Annotated in this window: 12 protein-coding genes; 11 read left to right on the forward strand and 1 reads right to left on the reverse strand. The window is 48.9% G+C overall.

What is annotated here, in order from left to right; all coding sequences use genetic code 11:
- The first annotated feature begins 5 nt into the window (after nucleotides 1-5).
- From murD to lpxC, 9 genes are all read left to right on the forward strand, one after another.
- Nucleotides 6-1,349: a UDP-N-acetylmuramoyl-L-alanine--D-glutamate ligase gene (gene murD, locus AC1HDJ_RS04520; RefSeq protein WP_479533705.1), complete on the forward strand. Its 1,344-nt coding sequence runs from the start codon at nucleotides 6-8 to the stop codon at nucleotides 1,347-1,349.
- The gene (ftsW, locus tag AC1HDJ_RS04525; RefSeq protein WP_479533707.1) at nucleotides 1,346-2,542 is read left to right on the forward strand and encodes a cell division protein FtsW; all 1,197 of its coding nucleotides are present in this window, start codon (nucleotides 1,346-1,348) and stop codon (nucleotides 2,540-2,542) included. Before murD ends, ftsW begins: the two co-directional genes overlap by 4 nt.
- Nucleotides 2,539-3,651, forward strand: coding sequence for an undecaprenyldiphospho-muramoylpentapeptide beta-N-acetylglucosaminyltransferase (gene murG / locus AC1HDJ_RS04530; protein ID WP_479533709.1), 1,113 nt, complete (start codon nucleotides 2,539-2,541; stop codon nucleotides 3,649-3,651). Before ftsW ends, murG begins: the two co-directional genes overlap by 4 nt.
- A complete protein-coding gene (gene murC / locus AC1HDJ_RS04535) occupies nucleotides 3,651-5,096 on the forward strand; it encodes a UDP-N-acetylmuramate--L-alanine ligase (RefSeq protein WP_479533711.1) in 1,446 nt (481 codons plus the stop codon). Before murG ends, murC begins: the two co-directional genes overlap by 1 nt.
- Before the next feature lie 23 nt (nucleotides 5,097-5,119).
- Complete coding sequence (locus AC1HDJ_RS04540) at nucleotides 5,120-6,031, forward strand: D-alanine--D-alanine ligase (protein ID WP_479533713.1); 912 nt, start codon at nucleotides 5,120-5,122, stop codon at nucleotides 6,029-6,031.
- Nucleotides 6,032-6,033: 2 nt separating this feature from the next.
- The gene (locus AC1HDJ_RS04545) at nucleotides 6,034-6,891 is read left to right on the forward strand and encodes a cell division protein FtsQ/DivIB (protein ID WP_479533715.1); all 858 of its coding nucleotides are present in this window, start codon (nucleotides 6,034-6,036) and stop codon (nucleotides 6,889-6,891) included.
- A 4-nt stretch (nucleotides 6,892-6,895) separates the two neighbouring features.
- Nucleotides 6,896-8,152: a cell division protein FtsA gene (gene ftsA, locus AC1HDJ_RS04550; RefSeq protein ID WP_438622304.1), complete on the forward strand. Its 1,257-nt coding sequence runs from the start codon at nucleotides 6,896-6,898 to the stop codon at nucleotides 8,150-8,152.
- Between the two features lie 39 nt (nucleotides 8,153-8,191).
- Complete coding sequence (ftsZ, locus tag AC1HDJ_RS04555) at nucleotides 8,192-9,340, forward strand: cell division protein FtsZ (RefSeq protein WP_438622305.1); 1,149 nt, start codon at nucleotides 8,192-8,194, stop codon at nucleotides 9,338-9,340.
- Nucleotides 9,341-9,522: 182 nt separating this feature from the next.
- Nucleotides 9,523-10,440 carry a UDP-3-O-acyl-N-acetylglucosamine deacetylase gene (lpxC, locus tag AC1HDJ_RS04560; protein WP_479533718.1) on the forward strand — a complete coding sequence of 306 codons (918 nt, stop codon included), beginning with the start codon at nucleotides 9,523-9,525 and terminating at the stop codon, nucleotides 10,438-10,440.
- A 153-nt stretch (nucleotides 10,441-10,593) separates the two neighbouring features.
- Here the strand turns inward: lpxC and AC1HDJ_RS04565 are convergent, their stop codons facing one another.
- Nucleotides 10,594-11,103 (reverse strand): DUF721 domain-containing protein, encoded by a 510-nt coding sequence (locus AC1HDJ_RS04565; protein WP_479533720.1) that lies wholly within the window; start codon nucleotides 11,101-11,103, stop codon nucleotides 10,594-10,596.
- 285 nt (nucleotides 11,104-11,388) lie between these two features.
- Between AC1HDJ_RS04565 and AC1HDJ_RS04570 the strand changes: the two genes are divergently transcribed.
- Together AC1HDJ_RS04570 and secA are read left to right on the forward strand one after the other, a co-directional pair.
- Nucleotides 11,389-11,991 carry a hypothetical protein gene (locus tag AC1HDJ_RS04570; RefSeq protein ID WP_479533722.1) on the forward strand — a complete coding sequence of 201 codons (603 nt, stop codon included), beginning with the start codon at nucleotides 11,389-11,391 and terminating at the stop codon, nucleotides 11,989-11,991.
- Nucleotides 11,992-12,108: 117 nt separating this feature from the next.
- A complete protein-coding gene (secA, locus tag AC1HDJ_RS04575; protein ID WP_479533724.1) occupies nucleotides 12,109-14,829 on the forward strand; it encodes a preprotein translocase subunit SecA in 2,721 nt (906 codons plus the stop codon).
- The last annotated feature ends 41 nt before the right edge of the window (nucleotides 14,830-14,870 follow it).

The raw sequence follows: 14,870 nt of genomic DNA on the forward strand, positions 1-14,870 counted from the left end.
TGGCCATGGCACGCTATGCAGACAAAAACATCGTCATTATTGGGCTGGGAGCAACCGGCCTTTCTTGTGTGGATTTCTTTCTTAGCCAGAATGTGATCCCAAAAGTGATTGATACCCGCACTGCACCCGTTGGGCTAGATAAACTTCCGGCTACCGTTGAGGTACATACCGGCGGGTTAAATCAGGCATGGTTACTGGATGCCGATTTGATTGTCGCCAGCCCTGGTATTGCGCTTTCACGTCCTGAATTACAGGCCGCACTGGCCGCAGGGGTGGAGATTATCGGTGATATCGAACTGTTTTGCCGTGAAGCAAAAGCCCCGATCATTGCGATTACCGGTTCAAACGGCAAAAGTACCGTTACCCGTTTGGTCGGTGAAATGGCCGCGAGTGCAGGGTTACGTGTGGGAGTCGGTGGCAATATTGGCATTCCGGCATTATCCCTGCTAGAGAGCCTCTATGATCTGTATGTACTTGAATTATCGAGTTTCCAGCTGGAGACTACCCACAGTTTACAGGCCATTGCTGCTACCGTACTGAATGTGACCGAAGATCACATGGATCGCTATCAGGGTCTAGATGATTACCGTGCCGCAAAACTCTCTATTTATCAGCGTGCAGCACATCTTGTCATCAATTCTGATGATGCGTTAACCGAGCCAGAAGCCCCTGCGGATGGCCCGTTGATAAGCTTTGGAATCACGCAAGGGCAATACCGTTTATCCGAAATTGACGGCACACAGTGGCTTACCACACCGGCTACCGGTGATCTCCTCGCTGCCGAGCGTTCAGAAGCTGTGTTGCCTGTCAGTGAAATGAAACTGGTTGGCCAACACAACTATGCCAACGCGCTTGCTGCACTGGCACTGGCTGATGCCGCAGGCATTGCGCGTACCGGTTCACTGCAGGCTTTGCGTACGTTTGGTGGATTAGAGCATCGTTTTCAGTTAGTGCATGAAGCGCACGGTATTCGCTGGATTAATGACTCTAAAGCCACCAATGTTGGCAGTACCGAAGCGGCGTTACACGGTTTGAAAGTAAGTGGTCGCTTACATTTATTGCTTGGCGGCGATGGAAAAGGTGCTGATTTCAGTACCCTGCAGCCGCTGTTGCAACCGGCTCATATCCAGCTGTACTGTTTTGGCCGTGATGGGCAGCAGCTGGCGGCATTAAAACCGGGGGCCGTGTTGGTTGAAACGCTTGCACAAGCTATGCAACAGATTGCGGGTGTTGTCAGTGCTGGTGACATGGTTTTACTGTCTCCGGCCTGTGCCAGCTTGGATCAGTTTAAAAACTTTGAAGTACGTGGGCAGGAATTTGTGCGTTTAGCACGGGAGCTGGCGCAATGATAGGGGCGGGCATACTGTCACGTATTTCCAATTGGGTGACAGGCGCATGGGAAAACGACGATCCGGGCACCGGATTGTACGATCGCACACTGCTCTGGTTGGCCATTGGCTTGGCACTGATTGGCTTAATTATGGTGACCTCGGCCTCGATGCCGGTTGGTCAACGTTTGGCCGATGATCCTTTCCTCTTCGCTAAGCGGCACTTTTTGTATCTGGCAATTGCATTTTGTTTGGCCATTGCGACGCTACGGATGCCGATGAGCCTGTGGCAACAACTTGGTGTACCGCTGTTGTTGCTCTCTATCCTGATGCTGATTGTTGTACTCGGTGTTGGCAGTTCCGTTAACGGTGCATCGCGCTGGATATCTTTCGGGCCCTTGCGTATTCAGCCAGCAGAGCTGACCAAACTGTCGCTGTTTTGTTATCTAGCTGGTTACTTGGTACGTAAAGGCGATGAAATTCGCGGGAAACGGCTTGGCTTTTTAAAACCGATGGGCGTAATGCTGCTACTAGCCATGCTTTTGCTGGCGCAGCCCGATTTAGGTACGGTGGTTGTACTGTTTGTGACTACCGTCGGTATGCTGTTTCTGGCCGGAGCACCGTTATGGCAGTTTTTAGCCCTGATCAGCATGGGAGCACTGGCTGTTGTGGTACTGATTTTGGCCGAACCTTACCGTGTCAGACGCGTAACCTCTTTTCTTGATCCGTGGCAAGACCCTTACGGCAGTGGTTATCAGCTGAGTCAATCACTGATGGCATTTGGGCGCGGTGATTTTTGGGGGCAGGGGCTTGGCAACTCAATTCAAAAGCTTGAATACCTGCCGGAAGCGCATACTGACTTTGTTTTCTCGATCATTGGCGAAGAACTCGGTTATGTCGGTGTGGTTCTGATCCTGTTAATGGTATTCTTGCTGGCTTTTCGGGCGTTGGCGATTGGTCGTCGGGCGCTGGAAGCTGAATTACGATTTTCTGGGTTTTTAGCCTGTGCAATCGGTATTTGGTTTAGTTTTCAGGCGTTAGTGAATGTCGGCGCTGCCGCAGGTATGCTGCCGACCAAAGGTTTGACCTTACCCTTGATCAGTTACGGGGGATCAAGCCTGCTGATAATGTCGACTGCAATTGTTATTTTGCTGCGCATTGACCATGAAACACGGTTAGCGAAAGCACAAGCTCATGTAAGAGGAAGCCGATGAAGGCAAAACGACTGCTGGTGATGGCAGGAGGCACGGGTGGACACGTTTTCCCCGGCCTTGCCGTAGCACATCAGCTGATGGAACAGGGTTGGCAGGTTCGTTGGTTGGGCACTGCTGATCGTATGGAAGCTGATTTAGTGCCCAAACATGGCATTGAAATCAGCTTCATTCAAATTACCGGTTTGCGTGGCAAAGGCCTGAAAGCCCAGCTTAGCGCACCATTACGCATCTGGCGTGCCATCAAGCAGGCACGCGCAATTATGGCTGAATATCAGCCTGATGTGGTTCTGGGGATGGGCGGATATGTCTCCGGCCCGGGTGGTATTGCTGCATGGCTGTTGGGTATTCCGGTAGTACTGCACGAGCAAAATGCCGTAGCAGGGTTAACCAATCGCTGGCTTTCAAAAATTGCCGCGTGCGTACTGCAGGCTTTTCCCGGTGCATTTGCGCAGGGTGATGTGGTGGGTAATCCGGTACGTACCGATGTACTGGCACTGCCCGCACCTGAAACGCGCTATGCCAACCGGCAGGGTGCGTTGCGCGTGCTGGTGATCGGCGGCAGTCAGGGGGCTCGCGTATTGAACCAAACACTGCCAAAAGCGGCGGCACTGCTGGGGGATAAAATCTGCCTCTGGCATCAGGTTGGGAAAGGTGCGCTTAACAGTACCGTTCAAGACTACCAGCTGGCCGGCGTGATGTGTCAGGTCACTGATAGTGAACATCCACTCACACAGCCGGTTACTGAAAATACGCTGGGTGAGTTTATCGATGACATGGCTGCAGCCTACGCATGGGCTGATGTGGTTATCTGCCGCTCAGGTGCGCTGACTGTTTCTGAAATTGCGGCCGCCGGTTTACCGGCAATTTTTGTCCCATTTCAGCATAAAGATCGTCAGCAATACCTCAATGGCCTCACCTTAGCACAGGCCGGTGCTGCAATGATTATCGAGCAAGATCAACTTACTGCCGAATCTCTGGTACAAAGCTTGCGGGAGTTAGACCGCACGCGACTGATGGATATGGCACAAAAGGCTCGTCGTGTTGCTATCCCTGATGCAACGGAACGGGTTTGTACTGTCATTACGGCGCTGGCTGATAAGAGATCATAATGAATCATATTAATAATCAAAAAATTGCAAAATTGCGCACTATGGTGCCGGAAATGCGCCGTGTCAGCCGGATTCACTTTGTCGGCATCGGTGGTGCAGGCATGGGTGGCATTGCAGAGGTGCTGGCTAATGAAGGCTATCAAATCAGCGGTTCTGATATCGCTGAAAATGCCGTAACGCAGCGTCTGCGTAATTTAGGTGCCGAGATCTTCTTGCAACACAGTGCTGACAACGTGATTGCCGCCAGCGTGGTCGTTGTATCTACTGCCATCAAAAGTGACAATCCCGAAGTGGCAGCAGCCCGTGAAGCACGAATTCCAGTGATCCGCCGTGCTGAGATGCTGGCTGAATTAATGCGTTTTCGTCATGGTGTTGCCATTGCCGGAACGCACGGTAAAACTACCACTACCGCATTGGTTTCCGGTATTTTTGCCGAAGCAGGGCGCGATCCAACCTTTGTTAACGGTGGATTAGTGAAATCGACCGGTACTAACGCACGCTTAGGTGCTAGCCGCTATTTGATTGCCGAAGCCGATGAGAGTGATGCCTCATTTTTACATCTACAGCCGATGGTTGCTGTTGTCACCAACATCGAAGCTGATCACATGGAAACCTATAAGGGTAGTTTTGAGAATCTCAAGCAAACCTTTATTGATTTCCTGCATAACCTGCCGTTCTACGGTTTAGCCGTAATGTGTATTGATGATCCGGTTGTTCGTGAACTGCTACCGCGCATTGGCCGCCATATTGTCACCTATGGTTTTAGCGATGATGCCGACATTAAAATTTGCGAATATAAACAACAGGGTGCACAAGGCCATTTTGTTATTTGCCGTAGTGGATGTGAGGCATTACAGGTTAAATTGAATATGCCTGGCCGCCATAATGCCCTGAATGCAGCGGCCGCCATTGCCGTGGCAACCGAAGATGGCATTGATGATGACGCAATTGTTCGTGCATTAGAGAGTTTTCAGGGAACGGGGCGCCGTTTCGACTGTCTAGGAGAGTTCAGCGTAAACGGTGGCGATGTCATGCTGGTTGATGATTACGGTCATCACCCTAGTGAAGTGGATGTCACGATTAAAGCCGCACGAGCCGGTTGGCCTGAACGCCGCTTAGTCATGATTTTTCAGCCGCACCGTTATACCCGAACCCGTGATTTGTACGAAGATTTCGCCAGCGTTCTTTCACAAGTTGATGTATTACTGATGCTTGATGTTTACGCCGCCGGAGAAAATCTCATAGAAGGGGCCGACAGCCGCTCATTATGCCGTACAATTCGGAGCCGAGGGAATGTTGACCCTATTTTTGTTCCGGATCAGCAGGATTTACCGCAAATTTTAGGACAAATCCTAAAAGGTGGAGATCTGGTACTGGCTCAGGGTGCCGGTGATATCGGCAAAGTCGCCCGGAATTTGGCGAATATGCGCTTACAAGCGCAGTAAGCATTACGCGCAAGAGGATAACCATGACAGAGAAAGTTGCAGTATTACTAGGCGGAACATCGGCAGAGCGTGAAGTCTCATTGAACTCAGGTGCTGCGGTTGTTGAAGGTTTACGTGCCGCAGGTTTTGATGCGCATCCGATTGATACTAAAACCATTTCTGTTGCCACCTTACCGGCACAAGGTTTCAGTAAAGCCTTTATCGCCCTGCACGGTCGCGGCGGTGAAGATGGTAGTATGCAGGGCATGCTCGAACAAATTGGCCTGCCATATACTGGTAGCGGCGTATTGGCCTCAGCGTTGGCCATGGACAAAATGCGTACCAAACTGATCTGGCAAGCATTAGGTTTGCCGGTTGCTGAGTATGAATCTGTCACAAATTCGGGATTGGATAACGATTATCTAGCCACTATAATCGCGCGCCTTGGGTTACCGCTGATGGTAAAGCCCTCTTTAGAAGGCTCTAGCGTTGGAATGAGCAAAGTATCAACGGCTCAAGAGTTGCTTCCAGCACTCGAAAAAGCTTTTGAACACGACACTACCGTCTTGGTAGAGCAGTGGCTCAGCGGCCCTGAGTTTACCGTAGCCATTGTGGGTGATCAGGTATTACCGTCGATCCGTATTCAAGCGGCCGGTGTCTTTTATGATTATCAGGCAAAATACCTGTCAGATGAGACCGGTTATTTCTGCCCAAGTGGTCTGAATGATGCACAAGAAGCTGAGATTGGTGTACTGGCAAAAGCCGCCTATGATGCACTCGGTTGCCGAGGGTGGGGCCGTGTTGATGTGATGATGGATAGCCAAGGGCGCTTTAATTTGCTCGAAGTGAACACCTCACCGGGTATGACCAGCCACAGCTTAGTACCTATGGCGGCGCGTCAGGCGGGTATTGATTTTTCACAATTAGTGGCAAAAGTTATCGGATTGGCAATCTAATTATGGCGCAGGCCTCAATAGTCTCACGATCATCAGAAACAACCGCGAAACGCCGTACCTCGCAACGTACGGTGGCCTCCTTTTTGTGTGGCCTGCTATTTTTTATTGCCGTGGTTGGATATGGAACGAAAGGCGTGTGGTCTGCTGTCGAATGGATGCAAGATAGTGAGCGTTTACCGCTATCGCGGTTGGTCATAGCCGGTGAGCGAAAGTTCACTACGGATGATGATGTCCGCCTAGCTATCCTCTCAATGGGGCCGCTTGGCAGCTTTATTACCCAAGATGTCCACAGTATTCAGCAGCAATTGCAGATGATGCCGTGGATTTCACATGCCTCTGTGCGTAAAGAGTGGCCAGATATTGTCCACCTTGATATTGCAGAGTATGTTCCGGTTGCCCGTTGGAATGATATGCAACTGGTTGACAGTAAAGGTAAATCATTTAATGCGCCAATTGAGCGTATGGCTAATAGCAAATTGCCGTTATTATATGGCCCTGAAGGCTCAGAAAAAGAGGTGCTAGATGCGTGGCAGAGCATGGAAAAGCTTATGCAAGAGAATGGATTTCACCTTACAATGCTGGCATTAAGCCCGCGTCACTCATGGCAAGTCGGGCTCGAAGGGGATATCCGGCTTGAATTGGGGCGCGACAACCGCATGGCACGTTTAAAGCGGTTTATTGACTTGTATCCTTTGTTGCAGCAACAACCGGATAAGCGAATCAGTTATGTCGATTTGCGCTATGACAGTGGTCTTGCCGTGGGTTGGGCACCGGTATTAATTGATCCGCAGCAGCCCATAGAGCAGGCCAGAAAAGCAAATCAGGCCACAATAAATCAAGCGAATACTAAGTCAGGTTAAACAAATGACCAAGGCGACGGACAGAAAACTGGTTGTTGGATTAGAAATCGGTACATTTAAAGTCTCCGCACTCGTAGGGGAAGTACTTCCCGATGGTATGCTAAATATCATTGGTGTTGGCAGTAGTTCATCCCGTGGTATGGATAAAGGCGGAGTGAATGATCTTGAATCTGTCGTTAAATCCGTGCAGCGAGCAGTTGACCAAGCAGAGTTAATGGCCGATTGCCAAATATCATCAGTCTATTTGGCACTATCCGGAAAGCATATTAGCTGCCAGAATGAAATGGGTATTGTGCCTATTTCAGATGAAGAAGTATCACAAGAAGATGTGGATAACGTTATTCACACGGCGAAATCGGTAAAAACAAAAGAAGAGCACCGTATTCTGCATGTTATTCCACAGGAATTTGCCATAGATTACCAAGAGGGAATTAAAAATCCGGTTGGATTATCTGGCGTACGAATGCAGGCGAAAGTGCACTTAATTACTTGTCATAATGATATGGCAAAAAATATAGTCAAAGCCGTCGAGCGTTGTGGATTAAAAGTTGATCAGCTGATTTTTGCTGGTTTGGCATCGAGTGATGCCGTATTAACGGAAGATGAGCGTGAATTAGGTGTCTGTGTGGTTGATATCGGTGGTGGTACCATGGATATTGCCGTCTACACCGGTGGTGCGTTGCGTCATACCAAAGTGATCCCCTATGCGGGCAATGTGGTGACCAGTGATATTGCGTATGCATTTGGTACACCACCAACCGATGCCGAAGCGATTAAAGTGCGTCATGGTTGCGCGATGGGCTCATTAGTCAGCCGTGAAGAGACAGTCGAAGTCCCGAGTGTGGGCGGGCGTCCTCCACGCAGTTTGCAACGTCAAACACTGGCTGAAGTTATCGAACCACGTTATACCGAGTTATTAAACTTGGTTAATGATGAATTGCAGTATCTACAAGAACAGCTGCGGCAGCAGGGCGTGAAACATCATCTTGCGGCTGGCATTGTACTGACCGGCGGTGCATCCCAAATGGAAGGGCTTGCCGAGTGTGCTGAGCGTGTATTTCACACGCAAGTGCGAATTGGCCAACCGTTGAATCTGACGGGGTTAACCGATTATGCACAAGCACCTTATTACTCGACGGTCGTTGGGTTATTGCATTATGGAAAAGAGTCGCAAATGAATGAGGAAGCCGACACTGAAAAACAACGTTCAGTGGGTGGCATGTTAAAACGCCTCAATGGTTGGCTGAAACGGGAATTCTGATTTAGACCTGCTGCGGACAGGCACAAAACGGAGAGGGTTATGTTTGAACCAATGGCAATGATTAACGACGCGGTGATTAAAGTCATCGGCGTTGGTGGCGGCGGCGGTAACGCGGTCGAGCACATGGTGCGCGAAAATATCGAAGGCGTTGAATTTTTTGCCGTTAATACTGATGCACAAGCACTGCGTAAGACCGCTGTGGGTCAGACTATTCAGATTGGCGGTGGGATAACCAAAGGTCTGGGTGCGGGCGCAAACCCAGAAGTGGGTCGTGGTGCTGCCGAAGAAGATCGCGAAGCACTGCGTAATGCACTTGAAGGCTCTGACATGGTCTTTATCGCTGCCGGTATGGGCGGTGGTACAGGTACAGGTGCAGCCCCAGTTGTGGCTGAGCTGGCAAAAGAGTTAGGTATCCTGACCGTTGCTGTTGTCACCAAACCGTTTAGCTTCGAAGGCAAAAAGCGGATGGCATTTGCTGACCAAGGTATCACCGAGCTGTCAAAGCACGTTGATTCATTGATCACCATTCCAAACGATAAACTGCTCAAAGTATTGGGCCGTGGTATCTCTTTGCTTGATGCCTTTGGCGCTGCAAATGATGTACTTAAAGGTGCAGTACAGGGTATTGCTGAGCTGATCACCCGTCCGGGTTTAATGAACGTCGACTTTGCTGATGTGCGTACCGTGATGTCTGAAATGGGTTATGCCATGATGGGCTCCGGTGTTGCAAGTGGTGAAGATCGTGCAGAAGAAGCCGCTGAAATGGCGATTTCAAGCCCGTTGCTCGAAGATATCGATCTGGCTGGTGCACGCGGTGTTCTGGTTAACATCACTGCAGGTTTTGATCTGCGCTTGGATGAGTTTGAAACTGTTGGTAATACTATCCGTGCGTTTGCTTCTGACAATGCGACCGTTGTTATCGGTACATCGTTAGATCCGGAAATGCATGATGAGCTGCGTGTTACTGTTGTTGCAACGGGTATCGGCGTAGAACGTAAGCCTGATATTACGCTGGTGAGCAAGCACGCTCCACAGCAACCGGTGCACGAGCGCTATGCCGCACACCAAATGACGCCGATTCAGCAAGAGCCAAAGCCAGCAAAAGTGGTGAATGAGCCTGCAATTCAGCCAACGAAAGAGCCAGATTATCTTGATATTCCGGCCTTTTTGCGCAAGCAAGCTGATTAATTAAGCAACAATTTGGAATCTCCGTCACTTGTGTTAACATGTCTGACTACGAGATGATTACTTTTTGCTCCATCTCTATCCTAACGTGCTGTTTGCATAAAGGGCAGGCAAAGAGAGTAAAAGTAGGTAACAATTAACGTAGTCAGACAACATAAGTTTGTTACGCAGACGAGATAGACAAGATGATCAAACAACGGACTTTAAAACGTGGTATTGAAGCGACTGGGCTGGGTTTACATACCGGTCGTAAAGTCACTTTAACATTGCGCCCAGCTCCGGCTAATACCGGGGTCATCTATCGTCGCACTGACTTAAATCCTCCGGTTGATTTTCCGGCTGATGCTAAATCCGTGCGTGATACCATGCTCTGCACGTGTTTGGTGAACGATGACGATGTGCGTATCTCTACCGTTGAGCACTTAAATGCAGCGCTGGCGGGTTTGGGAATCGACAACATCATCATAGATGTGGACGCACCTGAAATTCCGATTATGGATGGCAGTGCAAGTCCGTTCGTTTACCTGTTACTCGATGCAGGGATCGAAGAACAAAATGTGGCGAAGAAATTTATCCGCATTAAAGATACGGTACGTGTTGAAGACGGCGATAAGTGGGCAGAATTTGTTCCTTATAACGGCTTTAGAATTGATTTCACTATCGATTTTAACCACCCAGCGATTGATGCAGGTGCGCAGCGTTTCCGTTTAGATTTATCTGCAGATAGCTTTGTCAGCCAAATTAGCCGTGCGCGTACCTTTGGCTTTATGCGTGATATCGAACACCTGCAATCTAAAGGGTTGTGTTTAGGCGGCAGTTTCAACTGCGCTATTGTGTTGGATGATTATCGTGTATTAAACGAAGATGGTCTGCGTTACGACGACGAATTTGTGAAGCATAAAATTCTCGACTCTATTGGTGACCTCTACATGTGCGGTCATAATATTATCGGTGAATTCCGCGCATACAAATCAGGTCATGCCCTGAATAATAAGCTGTTGCAAGCGATGCTGGCAAAGGCGAGTGCGTGGGAATATGTGACTTTCGAAAATGAAGCACAGATGCCACTCAAATTTGCAGCACCTTCACTGGTGTACGCATAAGCATAAACACGTAAAGCTATCAGGTGTGCCTGAGCTAGTGTGTACCGTGTGAATGCAAAATCAGCAATACAGAAAAATAAACAGGATTGTACGTAATTAACTTACGTATGATCCTTTGTTTATATGGGCTGGGTGTTTGTTTTAGTTCGTTTTTCAATCCGTTTTTTTCACATCTGTCTTTTGCTGTGCCAATGCGGCCAGTTTTTGTAGTTTTTCCTTTAATTTAGCCGATACCGAACCGTGGCTGGCTAATATCTGTAAATGTTCTGCGGTTTGCATACTGATTGTTCTTTTGGTCTCTTCTGAATTGCCTGATTTATGCCGAGCTTGTGCGGGATCTCGCAGTGTTGCGTTTGAAATTGCCATTCTGGGATTGATTCGGTGCTCAATAGTCACTAACGTTGGCAGTACTTGCTGGCGTAATGCAGAGAGTAATGCGGGAATTAAGTAACGTAAACGTAACGCAAAGCTGGCATTTGTAATTTCAAGGATTAAAATACTCTGACGGTAGTTGGCAACACGGCAATGCGCATGTAGTTCTGCCGGTAATAAGGCTTTTACTGTTTGGTTAAGTTTTAACAGCGCAATAGCCCGCTGCTGTACATTTTGTAAGTGGGCTTCGGTAAACAGAGAATCCAGCGGTTGTGGGCGATGATCGCGCATAATAATTAATACCGTACAGATTATTTAGCCTGTATGTTGCATTTACGCTAAGTGGGCTAAAAGTGAGTCGCATCTGATGCCACTATGCCACCAGTTGGTAGGTGATGTCATCTTATGTCGAGTGACGTAAAACCGCAGGGATAGAAAGGTTTATCTCTATTCGCTTATTTAGAGGTGTTCTTACAATATCTCTATCTATCTAGAGAATAGAGACAAGGTATTTTTTGTTTTTATCCCCAAACTGGTTATTTTTTGATGATGTACAACATGAGTAATTTATAAAGCATGTCGATTCTGGTTCGTTGTGTACAATTTGGCCGTCGTTACCTGTGGCCGCACCTTTTATTGGGTGTGGTGGCTGCGGGTGTCGGCACGGCAAGTACCGCAATGGATGTACATGCAGATAACTCAACCAGTCAGACATTCAGCCGTTCGGCACAACCACTGTTTTTAAATACCGCAGTTCGTTTACGTAATGAACTGATTGCACCACAGCGGGTGCCGGCTGCCGGTGTTGCGCTGCGGGTGGTTATTACCCAACCTGAGCAGAGTTCACTTTCAGGCTGGAATCCGGTTTCTGGCTTTTTTGCCCGCTTGGCCCGAATTCTTGCGCCGCAGGTTTTGGCTTCTGATACTGAAGTTTCATTTAGCACCGAACAGGGCTATTACAGCGCCAATGCGCTGGTACCAACACCAGAAAGCAGTACTGATATTTTTAAGCCGATTTTTACGGCGGCGATCCCCTCCGATATGGTGCAGCGTTTACCGCTTGAGACTTCAGTCTCGGCGATGTTGCTGCCACCGGTTCCGTTGTTGTTAAGTTACATACCTTGCTTGTGGTTGGCACAAGTGCAGGGCATCCGAGCAGGCCCACAGGCCACAGCATAATCAGAGCCGTTCCTACAACCGGTTTTTGTGCTGTGTTATACCATGTGGGGTGTCTGGTTTTTATTTCGGTTATCCGGAAAAGCCATGGATTGACTTGCTATAAGATGTAATTTAACTATGTTGACGAAAGTACTCACAAAAATTTTTGGTAGCCGTAACGAGCGTACTCTGCGCCGTTTGGGCAAAATTGTTACCCAGATTAATGCCCTTGAAGAGCAGTTTATTGCGCTGTCAGATGATGAGCTGAAAGCAAAAACAGTTGAGTTTCGTGCCCGTTTAGAGCAAGGCGCAGTGCTAGATGATTTGATCCCCGAAACGTTTGCTACCGTACGCGAAGCGAGTAAGCGCGTTTTTGGTATGCGCCATTTTGATGCGCAAATGATCGGCGGCATGGTGCTCAATGGCCGTAATGTGGCTGAAATGCGTACCGGTGAAGGTAAAACGCTGACCGCAACACTGCCGGCCTACCTGAATGCGCTGACCAGCCGTGGTGTTCACGTGATTACCGTGAACGATTACTTGGCCCGTCGAGATGCAGAGACTAACCGCCCGCTGTTTGAGTATTTAGGCCTGAGCGTGGGGATTAACCTGCCGGGTATGCCTGCACCGGCAAAACGTGAAGCGTATGCCGCGGATATTACCTACGGTACAAATAACGAATTCGGTTTTGACTACCTGCGCGACAATATGGCATTTAGCCCGGAAGAGCGGGTACAACGCCCACTGTTCTATGCAGTTGTCGATGAAGTTGACTCCATTTTAATTGATGAAGCACGTACCCCGCTGATTATCTCCGGCCCTGCAGAAGACAGCTCTGAGCTGTATATCCAAGTGAATAAGCTGATCCCTAAGCTGACACAGCAAGAGAAAGAAGACTCTGAAGAGTTTCAGGGCGAAGGTGATTTCAGTGTAGATGAAAAAGCACGTCAGGCTCATTTAACCGAGCGCGGCCAACTGCGCATTGAAGAGCTGTTGATTGGCGCAAAACTGATGAAAGAGGGTGATTCACTGTACTCTCCGGCCAATATTTCACTGTTACATCATGCCAATGCCGCATTGCGTGCGCATGCTCTGTTTGAGCGAGATGTTGATTACATCGTGAAAGACGGTGAAGTGGTTATTGTTGATGAACACACTGGCCGTACCATGCCGGGCCGCCGTTGGTCTGATGGTTTGCATCAGGCTGTTGAGGCCAAAGAGGGGGTTCAAATTCAAAATGAGAACCAGACTCTGGCTTCTATCACCTTCCAGAACTATTTCCGCTTGTATGAAAAGCTGGGCGGGATGACAGGTACAGCCGATACCGAAGCGTTCGAATTCCAGCAAATTTATGGTTTGGATACCGTAGTTATTCCAACCAATCGCCCGATGATCCGTAAAGATATGGCCGATTTAGTCTACATGACCGAAGGCGAGAAATTTAACGCGATCATTGAGGATATTAAGCAGCAGGTGGTAGCAAAGCGCCCAACGCTGGTTGGTACAGTTTCTATTGAAAAATCAGAAGCACTTTCGCAGGCACTGCGTCAGGCAAATATCCCGCATAAAGTTCTGAATGCCAAATTCCATGCTTCTGAAGCGGATATCGTGGCACAAGCCGGTCAACCGGGAGCGGTGACCATTGCGACCAACATGGCAGGCCGTGGTACCGATATTCTGCTCGGCGGTAGCTGGAAAGCGGATGTTGAGGCGATTGAAGCGCCAACCCAAGATCAAATTGATGCGATTAAAGCTGCATGGCAGGTACAGCATGATTTGGTGGTTGAGGCCGGTGGTCTGCACATCATTGGTACTGAGCGTCATGAATCGCGCCGTATTGATAACCAGTTGCGTGGACGTTCAGGCCGTCAGGGGGATCCGGGTTCATCACGCTTCTATCTTTCAATGGAAGATAGCCTGATGCGTATTTTCGCTTCAGATCGCGTGAGCAATATGATGAAAAAACTGGGCATGCAAGAGGGTGAGGCGATTGAGCACCCATGGGTCAGCAAGGCGATTGAAAATGCCCAGCGTAAAGTTGAAGCACGTAACTTTGATATTCGTAAGCAACTGCTTGAGTTCGATGACGTGGCTAACGATCAGCGTAAAGCAATTTACGAGCAGCGCAATGAGTTGCTGGATGCTGATGAAGTGGGTGCAACCATTGATGCGATTCGCGATGATGTTGTTGGTGCGGTAATCGATCAGTATATTCCACCGCAATCACTCGAAGAGATGTGGGATGTTCAGGGTTTGGAAAATCGCCTGCATAATGACTTTGATCTAGCGTTGCCAATTAGCCAGTGGCTAGAAGAGGACAATAACCTACACGAAGAGGTGCTGCGTGAGCGCATTCAGGCGGAAGCCCTGAAACTGTATCGTGAGAAAGAGGATGTTGTTGGTGAGTCAATGATGCGCCATTTTGAAAAAGGCGTGATGCTGCAAACGCTTGATACGCTTTGGAAAGAGCATCTGGCGGCGATGGATCACCTGCGTCAGGGTATTCACTTACGTGGTTATGCACAGAAAAACCCGAAGCAAGAGTACAAGCGTGAATCATTTGAGATGTTCACTGAAATGCTCGAAACCCTAAAACTTGATGTGATCAGCACGCTGAGTAAAGTGCGTGTTCGTATGCCGGAAGAGGTTGAGCAGGTTGATGCACAGCGCCGTGCTGAAGCAGAGCGTATCGCCCAGAAGCAGCAGTACAGCCACAGTGAAAGCGAAAGTACGCTGACTGAAAACAGTGATGGTTCAGGTTCACTGGTGCGTGCTGAGCGCAAAGTTGGCCGTAACGAGCTGTGCCCGTGCGGTTCAGGTAAGAAATACAAGCAGTGCCACGGTGTTTTGCAAGGCTAAATGAACCAGATACCTGCGCTGTAACATATCGCAGGTATTGA

It is taken from the genome of Plesiomonas sp. ISS29 (assembly GCF_056522795.1).

Excerpts from the sequence above, each read along its gene's own strand:
- murD (WP_479533705.1), top strand. The coding sequence starts at position 6 with ATGGCACGCTATGCAGACAAAAACATCGTCATTATTGGGCTGGGAGCA.
- ftsW (WP_479533707.1), top strand. The coding sequence starts at position 1,346 with ATGATAGGGGCGGGCATACTGTCACGTATTTCCAATTGGGTGACAGGC.
- murG (WP_479533709.1), top strand. The coding sequence starts at position 2,539 with ATGAAGGCAAAACGACTGCTGGTGATGGCAGGAGGCACGGGTGGACAC.
- murC (WP_479533711.1), top strand. The coding sequence starts at position 3,651 with ATGAATCATATTAATAATCAAAAAATTGCAAAATTGCGCACTATGGTG.
- AC1HDJ_RS04540 (WP_479533713.1), top strand. The coding sequence starts at position 5,120 with ATGACAGAGAAAGTTGCAGTATTACTAGGCGGAACATCGGCAGAGCGT.
- AC1HDJ_RS04545 (WP_479533715.1), top strand. The coding sequence starts at position 6,034 with ATGGCGCAGGCCTCAATAGTCTCACGATCATCAGAAACAACCGCGAAA.
- ftsA (WP_438622304.1), top strand. The coding sequence starts at position 6,896 with ATGACCAAGGCGACGGACAGAAAACTGGTTGTTGGATTAGAAATCGGT.
- ftsZ (WP_438622305.1), top strand. The coding sequence starts at position 8,192 with ATGTTTGAACCAATGGCAATGATTAACGACGCGGTGATTAAAGTCATC.
- lpxC (WP_479533718.1), top strand. The coding sequence starts at position 9,523 with ATGATCAAACAACGGACTTTAAAACGTGGTATTGAAGCGACTGGGCTG.
- AC1HDJ_RS04565 (WP_479533720.1), bottom strand. The coding sequence starts at position 11,103 with ATGCGCGATCATCGCCCACAACCGCTGGATTCTCTGTTTACCGAAGCC.
- AC1HDJ_RS04570 (WP_479533722.1), top strand. The coding sequence starts at position 11,389 with ATGTCGATTCTGGTTCGTTGTGTACAATTTGGCCGTCGTTACCTGTGG.
- secA (WP_479533724.1), top strand. The coding sequence starts at position 12,109 with ATGTTGACGAAAGTACTCACAAAAATTTTTGGTAGCCGTAACGAGCGT.